Source organism: Dactylosporangium sucinum (genome assembly GCF_014647515.1).
Lineage (GTDB): Bacteria > Actinomycetota > Actinomycetes > Mycobacteriales > Micromonosporaceae > Dactylosporangium > Dactylosporangium sucinum.
In genome coordinates, this window is the sequence record NZ_BMPI01000064.1 from 39868 (window position 1) to 56335 (window position 16468).

Here is a 16468-nt window from a genome sequence, read left to right on the forward strand (position 1 = left end):
TCGGTTGCAGGGGCCGTAGCCCAATGGCAGAGGCACACGGTTTAGGTCCGTGCCAGTGTGAGTTCGACTCTCACCGGCCCCACGCATTTATTGGCTGTTTCCGGCTCGCCACACGCTCGTACACTCGTGCGCATTATGACGAAGCTGAATCAGATCATCGCGGTGGAGAAGGGCGTCAAGTCCCGCTCCTTCCAGGAGCTCACCGAGGCCCACCACGTCCTGCAGAAGCCGGCGCTGCTGGCCGGCATCGCGCGCACGTATCGCCCGAAGGACGAGGAGGGCGAGCAGCTGCCGCCCGAGTCGACCCGCGTCCAGGTGAAGGCCGACGAGGTGCTGCGCCAGACGGCGACCATCCTCACCCGCCTCTTCGACGTGACGGCGACCAAGGACTGGACCAACTGCGTGGCCCGCGCCGACGTGGTCGTCGACGGCTCGCCGCTGCTGCGCGACGTGCCGGTCTCCTACCTGCTGTTCCTGGAGAAGCAGCTGGTGGACCTGCTGACGTTCGTGCGTAAGCTCCCGGTCCTCGACGCCGCCGAGACGTGGGCCTACGACGCCTCCGCCGACTGCTACGCCACCGAGCCGACCCAGACCACGCGCACGAAGAAGATCCCGCGCAACCACGTGAAGGCCGAGGCCACGGAGAAGCACCCCGCGCAGGTCGAGGTCTACTACGAGGACGTCGTCATCGGCTACTGGAAGACGGTGAAGTTCTCCGGCGCCCTGCCCGCCAAGCGCGTCAACGAGCTCGTCGAGCGCGTCGAGAAGCTGCAGGCGGCGGTGAAGTTCGCCCGCGAGGAGGCCAACGGCGCCGAGGTGGTCGACCAGGAGACCGGCGAGAAAGTCTTTCGCTTCCTGTTCGGGTGACGGCTAGGATTGGCGGCGCGCAAGGAGCGCAGACTGAACCTGAGGCTCAGTTTGACAGGCCCTTGCGGTGACAGTGGAGGTTCGAATCCTCCCGCCGCCATTCCTCGTGGCGGCGTAGCCCAAGGGGAAGAGGCAGCCGCGGGAGCCGAAACACAAACTCAACTTCTCGCTCCAGTCTGAGCATTCGCCGCCGAACACCGGATCGACCGAGCGCGGGCACCGTCGTCGAGGTTGCGGGTTCAACTCCCGCTCGGCCCTCTTTCCCGGGCCGATAGCTCAATCGAAGAGCGCGACGCCCTGAAGCTGACCCGTGCCCTTCAAACGTGCCGGTGTGCGCAATTGGGCGGCACGCCGAGGCCCGGGGGATGGATACTCCCCCGGGCTTCACCAACTCGCCGGCCTCAGCGGGCAGTTGCCCGGACCCTCCCGAGCGCGGCGATGGCGTCCTCGGGATCGTCGACACTCACCATGAACTGCCGCCCGCCGAAGTCGAAGACGAGCGCCGGCCCGGACCGCACGATGACGGCCCGCCCACGCCCGGGCACCCAGGTCCACCCCCACCGCTGCCCGATGCTCGACTGCACGTCGACGGAGCGCAGCTCCCCGATCATCCGCAGCGGCACCGAGATCGGCGGCATCGGCAGCAGCCCGTGCCGGATCCGCACGTTGTACATGCTGATCTGCACCCCGACGTGCCCCATGGCCGCCGCCCAGCCGGCCACGGCCAGCCCCGCGAGGAACAGGACCGCACTCAGCAGCAACCACTTCGGCTGCTCGAGGGCGCGCTCGGGAACGACGAGATACCCGGCGACGAAGCACCCCAGGGCCACCGTCGCCCCGGCGGCCGCCCGCCGGTACCCGATGGCCCGCCCGGACCACAGCAGAAATGACACGCGCGTTGTTCTACCAGAGCCGCGGGGCTCCCGCAGTCACGCAATGCCGTGACCGCCGGCACTGCGCGCAACTCCCCGCCCGCCACCAGCCCAGACATCCGGCGTACGACCAACTGCCGGATACCGGTCACCACGGCTGCCGTCGATCCCATGCATCCGGCTTCGACGTCGGACCCTCACCCGCACCCCCTCGGTTCCTTCGCGCCCCGCCCTCCTCCCTCCGCCGGCCGCGCTCTCCCGGCCCGGCAGCGGCGGGTCAGCGGGCGTCCGGGGGCGGGCCGCACTCCTCGACGGCCTCGGCCAGCGCCGTCAGCGACCGGACGACCGCGTTGCGCCCCTCGCCGCCGTGCAGCACCTTTCGCGGCTCCCGGATCCGCTCCACACCGACGGCGTGCGCCCGGGCCCGCTGGGTGGCCGACATCGCCGCGAAGGTCGCGCACACCACCGCCGTGTCCCCGGCCGCGACACCGAGCGCCTCCAGCACGGGCGCCATCGTCCGCACCGCCGGGTTGCGCATCGCGAACCCCCGCCCGAGCGCCGGGCCGACCAGCCCCCGCAGCCCGAGCCGGTGCAGGTGCCGCCCCACGGCCGACTCGCTGTGCGGCGCGTACACCGCGACCGTCCGCCCCGTCGCCCGGCACGCCTGCAGCAGCTCCCCGGCGCCGGCGGTGACCGGCGCCCAGTCGGCCGCCTCGAGCTCCGCGTCGTGGACGATCTGCTCGGCCCGGCGGCCCAGGCCCTCCGACACGCGGTACGCCTCGGCGAGCATGTCGAACGGGTTGTCGCTCGCGCCGACCAGGATCGACATCCGGTGCCCGGAGTCGAGCAGCATCTCCCGGATGCGCCGGGCCACCGCTCCCGGCGCAGGCAGCAGGTTGCCCAGCACGCTGAACGTCATCACCACGTGGTGGGTCCGATCCAGGATCTCGGCGAGGTGGGGCCGGACCCGCAAGGGCGTCACCCGTTGATCATGACTCGGCTTCCGCCGCCCGCGACGCGGTATTCCCCTTTCGCACCGCAGGCCCGGGCCAGACCCCTTTCGCACCGCACGCCTGGCCCAAGACCCCGTCCCGGCCGGCCGAGTCGGCTCGGCCGGTGCCTAGTCCAGGACCGACACCTCGTCGCCGATGGCGACCTTCCCCCGCGCGTCGGGGATCAGGTTGACGCCGAACAGCAGCCCGTCGGGGAACCGCCGGCGCCGGCCGAGCACCCGCAGCGGCTGGCGCCCCTTCTCGCCCGTCTCCGGGTCGATGGTCGTCAGCACGCACCGGCTGCAGGCCTTCGGCACGCGGAACGGCACGTCGCCGATGACGATCCGCCGGCCGATCCAGTCGTCCTCCGCCCATGCCCGCGCGCCGCCCACCACCACGTTCGGCCGGAAGCGCGTCAGCGGCACCGGCTCGTCGCCGTCCTCGGCGAGCCAGTCGTTGAGCGCGTCCAGCGAGGCCGCGTTCGTCAGCAGCAGCGGAAACCCGTCGGCGAAGCTCACCCGGTCGCCCGGCTCCGAGAAGTCCGGCTCGACCGGCCGCCGCGTCGGGTCGTCCAGGTGCACCAGGTGCGCCGGGCGCTCGATCACCTCCGACAGCCACCGGTCCACCTCGTCGCCGGCCGGCGTGGCCGCGATCCACAGCGTGAAGTGCTTGACGTCCTCCGTCGTCCCCGACGGGAACGGCACGTCCAGGTCGGCCCGGCCGGGCGCCCTGAGCACCAGGCCGCGCGGGGTCGGCGCCGGCCGCACCCGCCCCAGCTGCGGCCACTCCCGTTGCGTGATGAGTTTGCGGTCGCCGTCGACGACGAGCCAGCGCCGGTCGCCGGCCAGCCCCCACGGCTCCACCTCCGCCGCGTCGGTCTCGACCCGGTAGCAGCTCTTGATCGGATACGTCGCCAGGTAGGTCAGCCGCACGCCCCGAGCGTCCCATGAGTTCCCCCCTTCCGGCCAGCATTCTGAATGACTCCATGCAGTTGACGCACATCTGAAAGGAGGCATACAGTCGGTCCATGACGACCTCCCCGGCCCAGCGGGTCCTGGAGCTGTTCGACGGGCAGCGGCTGACGCCCGCGCAGCGGCGCATCGCGCGCTGCCTGGTCGACCACGCCAACCGGGCCGGTTATCTCTCCAGCGGCGACGTCGCCGCCCTGGCCGGGGTCAGCCAGCCGTCGGTCACCCGCTTCGCGACGGCGCTCGGCTTCGACGGCTATCCGGCGCTGCGCGACCGGCTGCGGGTGGTCTTCGACGGTTACCAGCACGCCCCGTCCACAGTGGACGACGATCCGGACTCCGCCTCCGGCAACCAGTTCCAGCAGGCGCTGGCCGCCGAGATCGCCAACCTGCAGCGCCTGTCCGACACCCTGCGCGACCCGGCGCCGCTGGCCGAGGCCGGCCGGCTGCTCGTCGAGAGCCGGCCGCTGCCCGTCTTCGGCATCCGCGCCGCGGCCGCCCTGGCGAGCTCGTTCAGCTACTTCGCGGCGAAGGTCCACCCGGACGTGCGGCTGGTGCAGGAGCAGGGCACCCTGCTCGCGGATCGGCTGGAACAGGCCCGCGCGGCGGGCGCGGTTGCGATGCTGGCGTTTGTGCTGCCCCGCTATCCGCGTGAGGCGGTCGACGCGCTGCGGGAGGCGCGAGCGGCCGGGCTCCGCGTGGTGACGGTGACCGACTCGCCGGTCAGCCCGGCCGCCGCCGAGTCCGATCTGGTGCTGCCGGCCGCGGTGGGCTCGCGGCTGGTGTTCGACATGCACACCGCCCCCTCGGCGATGGTCACCGTGCTGTTACAGGCCATGTGCGACGTCGCCCCGACCGAGACCCAGGCGCGGCTCGAGGCCTTCGAGCGATCCGCCGCCACCCGCCAGGTTTTCCTGCCCTAACCGAGGAGTTCCATGGAGACGGTGCGTGCCCCTCGCGGCACCCAGTTGACGGCGCGCGGCTGGCAGCAGGAGGCCGCCCTGCGCATGCTCATGAACAACCTCGACCCGGAGGTCGCCGAGCGGCCGCAGGACCTGGTCGTCTACGGCGGGACGGGCAAGGCCGCCCGCGACTGGCCCTCCTTCCGGGCGCTGGTCCGCACCCTGACGACGCTCGCGCCCGACGAGACGATGCTGGTGCAGTCGGGCCGCCCGGTCGGGGTGCTGCAGACGCACGAGTGGGCGCCGCGGGTCCTCATCGCCAACTCCAACCTGGTCGGCGACTGGGCGACCTGGCCCGAGTTTCGCCGCCTGGAGGCGCTGGGCCTGACGATGTATGGGCAGATGACCGCCGGCTCGTGGATCTACATCGGCACGCAGGGCATCCTGCAGGGCACCTACGAGACGTTCGCCGCGGTGGCCGAGAAGCGGTTCGGCGGCACGCTCGCCGGCACCCTGACGCTGACGGCCGGCTGCGGCGGCATGGGCGGCGCCCAGCCGCTCGCGGTCACCATGAACGGTGGCGCGTGCCTGATCATCGACGTCGACCGGTCCCGCCTGGAGCGGCGGGTGGCCACGCGGTATCTCGACGTCATCGCCGACTCCCTGGAGGACGGCGTCCGGCGGGCGGTCGAGGCGCAGATCGCCCGCAAGCCGCTCTCGGTCGGCGTCGTGGGCAACGCCGCGCTGCTCGTGCCCGAGCTGCTGCGGATGGGCGTGCCGGTCGACATCGTGACCGACCAGACCTCCGCGCACGACCCGCTGTCATACGTGCCGAGCGGCGTCGAGCCCGAGGACGCGGCCGCGTATGCGGCGCAGAAGCCGGAGGAGTTCACCGAGCGGGCCCGCCACTCGATGGCCCGGCACGTGGAGGCGATGGTCGGCTTCCTCGACCGCGGCGCCGAGGTGTTCGACTACGGCAACTCGATCCGCGGCGAGGCCCAGCTCGGTGGCTTCGACCGGGCGTTCGCGTTCCCCGGGTTCGTCCCGGCGTACATCCGCCCGCTCTTCTGCCAGGGCAAGGGGCCGTTCCGGTGGGCCGCCCTCTCCGGCAACCCGGCCGACATCGCCGCCACCGACCAGGCGGTCCTCGACCTCTTCCCGGAGAACGAGTCGCTGCGGCGCTGGATCACGATGGCCCGCGAGCGGGTCGCCTTCCAGGGGCTGCCGGCCCGCATCTGCTGGCTCGGGCAGGGCGAGCGCGACAAGGCCGGCCTCCGGTTCAACGAGATGGTCGCCGACGGCACGCTGGAGGCGCCGATCGTCATCGGCCGTGACCACCTCGACACCGGCTCCGTCGCGTCGCCCTACCGGGAGACCGAGTCGATGCGCGACGGCTCCGACGCGATCGCCGACTGGCCGCTGCTCAACGCGCTGGTCAACACGGCGTCGGGCGCGTCGTGGGTGTCGATCCACCACGGCGGCGGCGTCGGCATCGGCCGCTCGATCCACGCGGGCCAGGTGTCGGTCGCCGACGGCACCGAGCTGGCCGCGCAGAAGCTGGCGCGGGTGCTGACCAACGACCCGGCGATGGGCGTGCTGCGCCACGTCGACGCGGGCTACGAGGAGGCGGCCGAGGTCGCCGGCGCGTCCGGCCTGCGGGTGCCGATGGGAGAGCAGGCATGATGACGGCCGAGCGGTTCGCCGCGCTGTGGAGCTCGCTGAGCCCGATCGGGCGGGCCGGGGGCGACGGGGGCTACCTGCGGCACTCGTGGACCGATGCCGACCTGGTCTGCCGCGAGTGGTTCGTCGAGGAGGCGCTCGACCGCGACCTCGAGGTCGAGATCGACCGCAACGGCAACCTGTGGGCCTGGTGGGGCGAGCCCGAGGGCGCCGGCGCGGTCGTCACCGGCAGCCACCTCGACTCGGTGCCGCACGGCGGCGGCTACGACGGGCCGCTCGGCGTGGTGTCCGGCCTGCTCGCCGTCGACCGGCTCCGCGAGCGCGGGGTCACGCCCACCCGGCCGCTCGCGGTGGTCGTGTTCACCGAGGAGGAGGGCGCCCGGTTCGGGGTGCCGTGCCTCGGTTCGCGGCTGATGACCGGCGCGTTCGATCCGGCGAAGGCGGTGCGGCTGCGCGACCGCGACGGCGTGCTCCTCGCCGACGCGATGGGCCGCGCCGGCCTCGACCCCGACCGTCTCGGGCCCGACCCCGAGCGGCTCAACCGCATGGCGGCGTTCGTGGAGCTGCACATCGAGCAGGGCCGGGCGCTCGACCACATCGACGCGCCCGTCGGGGTCGCCAGCGCCATCTGGCCGCACGGGCGGTATCGCTTCGACTTCGCCGGCCAGGGCAACCACGCCGGCACCACCCGCATGTCGGACCGGCACGACCCGATGCTCACGCTGGCGCACACCGTCCTCGCCGCCGACGAGGTCGCCCGGCTCCACGGCGCGCACGCCACGGTCGGCCGGGTCGACGTGGCGCCCAACGCGACCAACGCGATCGCGGCCCACGCCTCGGCCTGGCTCGACGCGCGGGCCGCCGACGAGTCGACGCTGGAGCGGCTCGTCGAGACCATCCACCAGCGCGCCGAGGAGCGGGCCCGGCTCGACGGCACCCGGGTGGCGATGGCGGCCGAGTCGCTGACGGGCGAGGTCGAGTTCGCCGGCAACGTCAGCCGCCTCGCCGCCAAGGAGCTGGGCGCCCCGGTGCTGCCGACCGGGGCCGGGCACGACGCCGGGGTGCTCGCGGGCCACGTCGACACCGCGATGCTGTTCGTGCGCAACCCGACCGGAGTGTCCCACGCCCCGCAGGAGTCGGCGTCCGCCGCCGACTGCGCCGTCGGGGTGGAGCGCCTCACCGACCTGCTGGCCCGGCTATGTCAGTGAACCCGACCGTGACGCGCTACCACTGCGCGCACGCCTGGTTGCCCACCGGCGTCGCCGACGACGTGCTGGTGGAGATCGCCGACGGCCGGTTCACCGCGGTGACGCCGGGCAGCGCACCGGGCACGGTGACCGGTGCGGTCCGCCTGCCCGGGCTGACCCTGCCGGGACTCGCCAACGCCCACTCGCACGCCTTCCACCGGGCCCTGCGCGGCCGCACCCAGCACGGCAAGGGCACCTTCTGGACGTGGCGGCACCAGATGTACTCCGTGGCCTCGTCCCTGGACCCGGACTCCTACTACGCGCTGGCGCGGGCCGTCTACGCCGAGATGGCGCTCGCCGGCATCACCTGCGTGGGCGAGTTCCACTACCTGCACCACGGGCCGGGCGGCACGCCGTATGACGACCCGAACGCGATGGGCCAGGCGCTGCTCGCCGCGGCCGCCGACGTGGGCATCCGGATCACGCTGCTCGACACGCTGTACCTGACGGCGAGCGTCGACGGCAAGCCGCTGGAGGGCGTGCAGCTGCGCTTCGGCGACGGCTCCCTCGACGCCTGGTCGGACCGCTTCGAACGGCTGAAGGCGGGGCGGCACGCCCGGGTCGGTGCGGCGGCGCACAGCGTGCGAGCGGTGCCGGCCGACGTGCTGGCCGTCTTCGCCACGCGCACGGAGGGCCTGCAGACCCACCTGCACCTGTCCGAGCAGCGGGCGGAGAACGAGGCCTGCCAGGCCGTCCACGGCTGCACGCCGACGGAGCTGCTCGCCGACCGGGGGCTGCTCGGCGAGCGGGTGACGGCCGTGCACGCCACGCACCTCACCGACACCGACCGCACCGAGCTCGGCGACACGGGCACCGGGGTGTGCTTCTGCCCGACGACCGAGCGGGACCTCGCCGACGGGATCGGCCACGCCCGGGCGCTCGTCGACGCCGGCAGCCCGCTCAGCCTCGGCAGCGACAGCCACGCGGTGATCGACCTGTTCGAGGAGGCCCGGGGCGTCGAGATGCACGAGCGGCTGCACACCGAGCACCGCGGGCACTTCACCGGGGCGGACCTCCTCGACGCGGCGACGCTCGGCGGCCACGCCTCGCTCGGCTGGCCCGACGCCGGCCGCATCGCCCCCGGAGCCCGGGCCGACCTGGTGACGGTGGCCCTCGACTCGCCCCGCACCGCGGGCGCCGAGCTGGACGCGATCGCGTTCGTCGCGGCCGCCGCCGACGTCCGGCACGTCGTCGTCGACGGGCGGGCCGTGGTCCGCGACGGCGTCCATGCGGCCCTGCCCGACCTGGGGCGCTGCCTGGCGGAGGCGATCCGATGAGGTCGCTGCTCATCACCAACATCGGCGAGCTGGTCACCGGCAACCCGGCCTGGGGCGAGGGCCCGCTCGGCATCCGGCGCAACGCGGCGCTGGTCGTGGACGACCGGCGGGTCGAGTGGATCGGCCGGGCCGTGGACGCTCCGGCGGCCGACGCCCGGGTCGACGCCGGCGGCGCCGCGGTGCTGCCCGGGTTCGTCGACAGCCACGCCCACCTGGTGTTCGCCGGAGACCGGGCAGCCGAGTTCGCGGCGCGGATGGCCGGCCAGCCGTATACGGGCGGGGGCATCCGCACGACCGTCGGCGCCACCCGGGCCGCGACCGACGAGCAGCTGCGCACGACGGTTGCCCGGCTCCGCGGCGAGGCGCTGCGGCAGGGCACGACCACCATCGAGATCAAGTCGGGATACGGGCTGACCGTCGCCGACGAGGCCCGCTCGCTGCGGGTCGCCCGCGAGTTCACCGCGGAGACGACGTTCCTGGGCGCGCACGTGGTGCCGGCCGAGTATGCGGACCGGACCGACGACTACGTCAGCCTGGTCTGCGGGCCGATGCTGTCGGCGGCCCGGTCGGCCGGTGCCCGGTGGATCGACGTGTTCTGCGAGCGGGGGGCGTTCGACGCCGACCACTCGCGGGCGATCCTCACCGTCGGCGCCGATGCCGGGCTCGGGGTGCGCATCCACGCCAACCAGCTCACGGAGGGGCCGGGCGTCCGGCTCGCCGTCGAGCTGAACGCGGCCTCCGCCGACCACTGCACCCACCTGAGCCGCGCCGACATCGACGCGCTGGCTGGCTCGTCCACCGTCGCGACCCTGCTGCCCGGCGCCGAGTTCTCCACCCGGTCGCCGTATCCGCCGGCGCGGGCGCTGCTCGACGCGGGCGCCACGGTCGCGCTCGCCACCGACTGCAACCCCGGCTCGTCGTACACCACCTCGATGCCGTTCTGCATCGCGCTCGCCGTCCGCGAGATGGCCATGACGCCCGCCGAGGCGGTCCTGGCCGCCACCCGGGGCGGGGCGGCGGCCCTGCGGCGCGACGACATCGGGCACCTCACCGTCGGGGCGCGGGCCGACCTGGTCGTGCTCGACGCGCCGTCCCACCTGCACCTGGCCTACCGGCCCGGAGTTCCGCTGACGACCACCGTCGTGCTCAATGGGGAGCTGGTTTGATCACCATCACCGCCTCTGGTATCAGTCCCGCCGACCTCATCGCGGTCGCCCGGGGCAACGCGCGGGTGACCCTCGCGCCGGACGCGCTCGACGCCATGCGCGCGAGCCGGTCCATCGTCGACGCCATCGAGCGGGACGGGCGGCCCGTCTACGGGGTGTCGACCGGGTTCGGGGCGCTGGCCAACACGTTCATCGCGCCGGAGCGGCGGGCCGAGCTGCAGCACGCGCTGATCCGGTCGCACGCCGCCGGCATCGGCGCGCCCATGCCCCGCGAGGTGGTCCGCGCGATGATGCTGCTGCGCGTGCGGTCCCTGGCGATGGGCCGGTCGGGGGTGCGGCCCGACGTCGCCCAGGCGCTGGTCGACCTGCTCAACGCCGACATCACGCCGTGGGTCCCCGAGCACGGCTCGCTCGGCGCCTCGGGTGACCTCGCGCCGCTGGCCCACTGCGCCCTCGTGCTCATCGGCGAGGGCTGGGTGCTCGCGAAGGACGGCACGCGGATGAGCGCGATCGACGCCGGCGTGGCGCCGATCGAGTTGTCGTCGAAGGAGGGGCTGGCCCTCATCAACGGCACCGACGGCATGCTGGGCATGCTGCTCATGGCCATCGAGGACGCCGCGCACCTGTTCACGATGGCCGACGTGACCGCCGCGCTGTCGATCGAGGCGATGCTCGGCTCCTGCCGGCCGTTCATGCCCGAGCTGCACACGATCCGGCCGCACCCCGGCCAGGCGGCCTCGGCCGCGAACATCCACCGGCTGCTGCAGGACTCGCCGATCATGGACTCGCACCGCGACGACCTGGTGCACGCGGTCCAGGACGCGTACTCGATGCGGTGCGCGCCGCAGGTGGCCGGGGCCGCGCGGGACACGCTCGACTTCGCCACGACGGTCGCCGGCCGGGAGCTGCGGTCGGTCGTCGACAACCCGGTGGTGCTGCCGGACGGGCGGGTCGAGTCGACCGGCAACTTCCACGGGGCGCCGCTCGGGTTCGCCGCCGACTACCTGTCCATCGCGGCCGCCGAGGTGGGCGCGATCGCGGAGCGGCGGGTCGACCGGCTGCTGGACGTGTGCCGCTCGCGGGACCTGCCGCCGTTCCTCACGCCCGACGCGGGGGTGAACTCGGGGCTGATGATCGCCCAGTACACGGCGGCGGGCATCGTGGCGGAGAACCGCCGCCTGGCCGCGCCGGCCAGCGTCGACTCGCTGCCGACCTCCGGCATGCAGGAGGACCACGTCTCGATGGGGTGGGCCGCGACCCGCAAGCTCCGGACCGTCCTCGACAACCTGTGCAGCATCCTGGCCGTCGAGCTGCTCTCCGCCGTCCGCGGCATCCAGCTGCGCGCGCCGCTCGGCCCGTCGCCGACCGGCCGGCTCGCGGTGGCGACGGTCGAGCGGTTCGCCGGCGGCCCGGGGCCGGACGTGTTCCTCGCCCCGGTGCTGGAGTCGGCCCGCGCCCTGATCTGGTCCCGCGAGCTGCGCTCGGAGATCGAACGCCAGACCGGCCCGCTCGCCTGATCGCACCGGGGCGCCGCCGCGAGCCAGGCGCCCCAAGCCAGGCGCCCCAAGCCAGGCGGCGCGGACAGCAGGCGCCCCAAGCCGGGCGCCGCGAGCCAGGCGGCGCGCGGCAAGAGGGTTCTGCCGCGCGGCGTCGGGTGTCCTGGGACGTTGGCCGGGTTGCCGGCCGAGGGAGGTGGCCTGTCGTGCGATATTCCTGGCGGGAATAGGTATTCCGGTCAGGAATGTCGTGCGGCGCGCACCATGGCTGCCGGCCGGCTACAGGTGTTCGGCCAAGGCGCGGAAGGCGATGCCCCGGTGGCTGATGGCGTCCTTCTCGGCCGGGGTGAGTTCGGCCGTTGTGCGGTCGTGGCCGTCCGCTACGAAGATCGGGTCGTAGCCGAAGCCGCCGTCGCCGCGTGGGGCACGGATCAGGTGGCCGCGCATCTCGCCGCGCACCACCAGTTCGCGGCCGTCGGGCCAGACGAGGGCCGCGGCGCAGACGAAGGCGGCGCCCAGGTGTTCGTCGGGGACGTCGGCGACCTGGGCCAGGACCAGGTTCAGGTTGGCCTCGTCCCGGTTCGGGGTGCCGCTGGGGAGGCCGGACCAGCGGGCCGAGAAGACGCCCGGCATGCCGTTCAGGGCGTCGACGGCCAGGCCGGAGTCGTCGGCGATGCTCGGCAGGCGCGTGAACTGGACGGCCTCGCGGGCCTTCAGCAGGGCGTTGTCCTCGAAGGTGAGACCGGTCTCGGGAGACTCCGGATACTCGTCCACGTCGTCCAGGCCCACCAGCTCGACGTCGCTCGCGGCCTCCGCCAGGACGCGGCGGAGTTCGACGAGCTTCTTCTTGTTGCGGGTGGCCAGCAGGAGCCTCATCCGGCGATCGCCTTCTGCTGGAGGGCGGCCAGCTCGGTGCAGCCCAGGGCGCCCAGGTCGACCAGGGTGTCGAGCTCGGCGCGGGAGAAGACGCCCTGCTCGCCGGTGCCCTGGACCTCGACGAAGTCGCCGGCGCCGGTGCAGACGACGTTCATGTCCACGTCGGCGATCACGTCCTCCTCGTAGCACAGGTCGAGGCGGGGCTCGCCGCCGATGATGCCCACGCTGACGGCCGCGACGGAGCGGTGGAGGACCTCGGCGGGCTTGCCGGCGAGCTTGCGCTGGGCGGCGAGCCAGGCCACGGCGTCGTGGAGGGCGACGTAGGCGCCCGTGATCGCGGCCGTGCGGGTGCCGCCGTCGGCCTGCAGGACGTCGCAGTCGAGGACGATCGAGTTCTCGCCGAGGGCCTTCAGGTCGATGCAGGCGCGCAGGCTGCGGCCGATCAGCCGGGAGATCTCGTGCGTGCGGCCGCCGATCTTGCCCTTGACGCTCTCGCGGTCGCTGCGGGTGGTCGTGGCGCGGGGCAGCATCGCGTACTCAGCGGTGAGCCAGCCCAGGCCGGAGCCCTTCCGCCAGCGCGGAACGCCCTCGGTGACGCTCGCGGTGCACAGGACCCGCGTGGCGCCGAACTCGATGAGCACGGACCCCTCCGGGTGCATGCTCCACTGTCGGGTGATCGAAACGGGGCGGAGTTGGTCGGGTGCGCGTCCATCGGGTCGAGCCATGGCACCCACCCTAGTCAAGCCACCGCACACGGCACGCGGCGGCGTGGCGCCCGAGCGTCGCGGCAAGGAAGGAGCGGCAGCACGGCGACGGAGCGCGGAGCAGCGTGTTGCGCGGGGGTCCGAAGGAGCGATGGGGCGTGGCAACAGGAGGGCCGGCGCCGAGCCCGGGCGGTGCGGTCAGGCGACCTTGCCCGACACGTTGTCGCCGCGGACGGCGTCGCGGACCGAGTCCGGGAGCTGGAGGTCCAGGAGGTCCGTCGTCGCGATCGGGGAGCCGTGGCGCCACTCCGACCAGGCCAGGCGGAGGAGACCCGGGAGGAGGTCGGTCGAGCGGCGGATCATCCACCGGGTGCCGGCCGTGGCCATCCACAGGACCATCGCGGCGCGGCTCGGGGGCGGGCTGCTCGGGTCCGGGTCCGGGCGCTCGCCGGAGCGGGCGAACCCGGAGCCGCGCTCGATCAGCAGGTCGTAGAAGGAGCAGGCCAGGAAGCGGTGGCCGCGCTCGCTCGGGTGCAGGCGGTCGACGCTCCACATGCGGCGGTCGTACGACCTGGGGTCGCTCGCGGCGTCGAAGTGCACCGTGTCGTAGCGGGCGGCGACCAGGTCGGCGACGGCGTTCAGCTCGGCCATGCGGCGGGCGAGCGGGCGGGCCAGCGGGCCCGGCAGGCCGAACATCCGGCCCGGGTCGGGCAGGCGGATGGTCAGCACCTCGGCGCCTTCCGCGCGCAGGGTGGCGACCGTCCGCTCGAGGTGGCCGGAGATCCGCTGGGCGTCGAACGGGTCGCGAAGGGTGTCGTTGGTACCGATGAGGACCGCCGCGACGTCCGGCTGCAGCGCCGCGGCCCGGGGCAGCTGCTCGTGCTCGACGTCGTGGGCGCGGGCGCCGCTGGTCGCGAAGTTGTGCAGCCGGGCGCCGACCGCCTCGGCCAGGATCGGGGCCCATCCCCGCCACGAGCCGTCCGGCATCCGGTCGCCGAAGCCCGCCGTGGTCGAGTCCCCCAGGGCCGCGAAGACGGTCATGCGTCCTCCGCTCCGCTCCGGCCGCCTGCCTTGATGCTGAGCCGCTGGCGACCGGCCCCTCCGCTGCGCTCCGGACCGGTCATGGCACCGTCACCGCCGAGGGGTCCTCCAGGACGGGCGCGACGACCGGCGCGGCCACCGGCGGGCTGTTGTGGACCGCCAGGAAGCCGGAGACGGCCGCCGGCCAGGAGAACTCCTCCGCCCGCGACCGGGCCGCGGCGCGGCGGGACGGGTCGGGACGGGTGAGCACCTGCAGTACACCTCCCGCGAAATCGTCATGCACCGCGGCGCCGGCCTTGCCGATCACCTCGGGCAGCGCGGACGTCGCGTCCACCACGACCGGGGTGCCGCAGGCCAGCGCCTCCAGCGCCGCCAGGCCGAACGTCTCGATCGGGCCCGGGGCGATCACCACGTCGGCGGTCGCCAGCAGGGCGGCCACGGCGGTGCGCTCGGCGACGAACTCCATGAAGTGGACGGCGTGGCCGCGGGCCTGCTCCTGCAGGCGGGCCCGGAGCGGACCGTCGCCGGCCACCACCAGTACCGCATCCACCCCCTGGGCGCGGAGGGCCACCAGGGCCTCGATCGAGCGCTCGGGCCGCTTCTCCTGCGAGAGCCGGCCGCAGTGGACCAGCAGCGTCTGCTCGGGGCGGGCGTAGCGGTCGCGCAGCGCGGCGTCGTAGCGGCACGGGTGGAACAGGTCGAGGTCGACGCCGAGCGGCACCTGGACCAGGTTCTGCGCGCCGATGCGGCGGAACTCGGCGGCGGCCCAGGACGTGGTGCACAGGACGGTGTCGTACGCGCCGAAGCTGCGGGAGTTGAGGTGGTCGGCCCAGACCGAGCCCAGCCGGCCGGCGAAGGTCAGCAGCCCGGCCAGGCTCTCGTGGGACACCATCACCGACGGGATGCCCCGCTCGCGGGCCCAGCGGCCGGTCCAGCGCAGCGTGAACCGGTCGGAGACCTCCAGGCGGTCCGGGGCGAGCTCGTCCAGCAGCGCGGCCAGGCGGCGGCGGTGGATGAGGACGCGGTACCCGCCGGTGAAGGGGACGACCGGGCCGGGCAGCGTGATCACCCGGCCCTGCGACGTCTGCTCGTCGGAGTACCGCTCGCCGGGCACGATCAGGACCGGCTCGTGTCCGGCGGCCAGGTAGCCCTCACCCAGGGCCCGGAGGGCGGTGCGCAGCCCGCCGGACCGGGGCATGACGAAGTTCGCGAGCCGAACTATCCGATCGGTCATGCGGGCACCGGCAACGTGCGGGCCGGTAGGCCCCCGGAGTGCACCTCCACGTAGTGGCGGATCAGCTCGTCGCCGACCGCCGACCAGGTGCGTGCCGCCACCGCGACGCGCGCCGCGACGCCCATCGCCAGCCGCCGCTCGTCGTCGGCGACGAGGGAGGCGACCGCCTCGACCAGCGCGTCGGCGTCGCAGGGCGGGATCAGCAGGCCGGTGCGGCCGTCGTCGACCAGGTCGAGCGGGCCACCCTGGGCCGGGGCGACCACCGGCACCCCGCTGGCCAGGGCCTCCTGGATGGTCTGGCCGAAGGTCTCGAACGGGCCGGTGTGCACGAACAGGTCCAGGCTGGCGAAGATGCGGGCCAGCTGGTCGCCGCGCCGCTCGCCGACGAAGACCGCGTCGGGCATCGAGCGCTCGAGCGAGGCGCGGGCCGGGCCGTCGCCGACGACGACCACCCGGACGCCCGGGATCCGGCTGACCGGAGCCAGCAGGTCGACCCGCTTCTCGACGGCGAGGCGGCCGACGTACCCGACGATGACCTGCCCGTGTTCGGCGACCGCCCGGCGGAGGGCCGCGCTGCGGTGCGCGGGGTCGAAGCGGGCCGCGTCGACCCCGCGGCGCCAGAGCCACACGCGCTCGATGCCGTTGCGGTGCAGCGCGGTCGCCGCGGCCGTCGACGGCGCGAGGGTCCGGTCGGCGGCGTTGTGGATGTGCCGCAGCCAGCGCCAGGCGGCCTGCTCGCCGAGGTTCGAGTGGTAGTAGAGCCGGGCGTAGGCCGGCACGTCCGTCTGGTAGACGGCGACGGTGGGCAGCCCGAGCGAGGCGGCCACGGTCATCCCCCGGGCACCCAGCACGAACGGGCTGGCCAGGTGCACCAGGTCGGTGCGGTGGGACCGTAACGCGGCCGCCAGGCGCCGGCTGGGCAGGCCCAGCCGGAAGCTCCCATAGCCCGGCGTGGCCACCGAGGGCACCCGGATGATCTGGTACGGGAAGACGCCGGTGACCGACCGCGCCCCGGAAGACGGCTGGGGGGCGATCACGAGCGGCTCGTGGCCACGCGCGACGAGATGCTCGGCCACCCGGACGACGGAGTGGGCGACGCCGTTCACATCGGGCGGGAACGATTCGGTGACGATCGCGATCCGCATG

15 protein-coding genes and 1 tRNA gene are annotated in these 16468 nt (G+C 73.9%); 8 read left to right on the forward strand and 8 right to left on the reverse strand.

What is annotated here, in order from left to right; genetic code table 11:
- The first annotated feature begins 9 nt into the window (after positions 1-9).
- Positions 10-82: transfer RNA gene (locus tag IEZ31_RS43510), tRNA-Leu, on the forward strand.
- A gap of 53 nt (positions 83-135) precedes the next feature.
- Complete coding sequence (locus tag IEZ31_RS43515) at positions 136-867, forward strand: DUF7873 family protein (protein WP_190256002.1); 732 nt, start codon at positions 136-138, stop codon at positions 865-867.
- Between the two features lie 401 nt (positions 868-1268).
- Here IEZ31_RS43515 and IEZ31_RS43520 read toward each other — a convergent pair whose 3' ends face one another.
- From IEZ31_RS43520 to IEZ31_RS43530, 3 genes are all read right to left on the reverse strand, one after another.
- On the reverse strand, positions 1269-1760 hold the full coding sequence (locus IEZ31_RS43520; protein WP_190256003.1) for a hypothetical protein: 492 nt from the start codon (positions 1758-1760) through the stop codon (positions 1269-1271).
- A gap of 256 nt (positions 1761-2016) precedes the next feature.
- Positions 2017-2721 (reverse strand): hypothetical protein, encoded by a 705-nt coding sequence (locus tag IEZ31_RS43525; RefSeq protein WP_190256004.1) that lies wholly within the window; start codon positions 2719-2721, stop codon positions 2017-2019.
- Positions 2722-2859: 138 nt separating this feature from the next.
- Complete coding sequence (locus IEZ31_RS43530) at positions 2860-3663, reverse strand: MOSC domain-containing protein (protein WP_190256005.1); 804 nt, start codon at positions 3661-3663, stop codon at positions 2860-2862.
- Between the two features lie 95 nt (positions 3664-3758).
- Between IEZ31_RS43530 and IEZ31_RS43535 the strand changes: the two genes are divergently transcribed.
- The 6 genes from IEZ31_RS43535 to hutH are packed head-to-tail and all read left to right on the forward strand — an operon-like array spanning position 3759 to position 11488.
- Positions 3759-4622, forward strand: a complete 864-nt coding sequence (locus tag IEZ31_RS43535) for a MurR/RpiR family transcriptional regulator (RefSeq protein WP_190256006.1) — start codon at positions 3759-3761, stop codon at positions 4620-4622.
- Between the two features lie 12 nt (positions 4623-4634).
- Positions 4635-6284: a urocanate hydratase gene (gene hutU, locus IEZ31_RS43540; protein WP_190256007.1), complete on the forward strand. Its 1650-nt coding sequence runs from the start codon at positions 4635-4637 to the stop codon at positions 6282-6284.
- Positions 6284-7489: an allantoate amidohydrolase gene (locus tag IEZ31_RS43545; RefSeq protein WP_190256028.1), complete on the forward strand. Its 1206-nt coding sequence runs from the start codon at positions 6284-6286 to the stop codon at positions 7487-7489. Before hutU ends, IEZ31_RS43545 begins: the two co-directional genes overlap by 1 nt.
- 8 nt (positions 7490-7497) lie before the next feature.
- Positions 7498-8805 (forward strand): formimidoylglutamate deiminase, encoded by a 1308-nt coding sequence (locus tag IEZ31_RS43550; RefSeq protein ID WP_229836697.1) that lies wholly within the window; start codon positions 7498-7500, stop codon positions 8803-8805.
- Positions 8802-9971, forward strand: a complete 1170-nt coding sequence (gene hutI, locus IEZ31_RS43555) for an imidazolonepropionase (protein ID WP_190256009.1) — start codon at positions 8802-8804, stop codon at positions 9969-9971. Before IEZ31_RS43550 ends, hutI begins: the two co-directional genes overlap by 4 nt.
- Complete coding sequence (hutH, locus tag IEZ31_RS43560; protein WP_190256010.1) at positions 9968-11488, forward strand: histidine ammonia-lyase; 1521 nt, start codon at positions 9968-9970, stop codon at positions 11486-11488. The genes hutI and hutH overlap by 4 nt, the downstream gene beginning before the upstream one ends.
- Before the next feature lie 258 nt (positions 11489-11746).
- Here the strand turns inward: hutH and rdgB are convergent, their stop codons facing one another.
- The 5 genes from rdgB to IEZ31_RS43585 form a co-directional block, all read right to left on the reverse strand.
- Positions 11747-12343 (reverse strand): RdgB/HAM1 family non-canonical purine NTP pyrophosphatase, encoded by a 597-nt coding sequence (gene rdgB / locus IEZ31_RS43565; RefSeq protein ID WP_190256011.1) that lies wholly within the window; start codon positions 12341-12343, stop codon positions 11747-11749.
- Complete coding sequence (rph, locus tag IEZ31_RS43570; RefSeq protein WP_190256012.1) at positions 12340-13068, reverse strand: ribonuclease PH; 729 nt, start codon at positions 13066-13068, stop codon at positions 12340-12342. Before rph ends, rdgB begins: the two co-directional genes overlap by 4 nt.
- A 177-nt stretch (positions 13069-13245) precedes the next feature.
- Positions 13246-14088: an SGNH/GDSL hydrolase family protein gene (locus IEZ31_RS43575; protein ID WP_190256013.1), complete on the reverse strand. Its 843-nt coding sequence runs from the start codon at positions 14086-14088 to the stop codon at positions 13246-13248.
- Between the two features lie 79 nt (positions 14089-14167).
- Positions 14168-15322: a glycosyltransferase gene (locus IEZ31_RS43580; protein ID WP_190256014.1), complete on the reverse strand. Its 1155-nt coding sequence runs from the start codon at positions 15320-15322 to the stop codon at positions 14168-14170.
- Positions 15319-16467: a glycosyltransferase family 4 protein gene (locus IEZ31_RS43585; protein WP_190256015.1), complete on the reverse strand. Its 1149-nt coding sequence runs from the start codon at positions 16465-16467 to the stop codon at positions 15319-15321. The genes IEZ31_RS43580 and IEZ31_RS43585 overlap by 4 nt, the downstream gene beginning before the upstream one ends.
- Between the last annotated feature and the right edge of the window lies 1 nt (position 16468).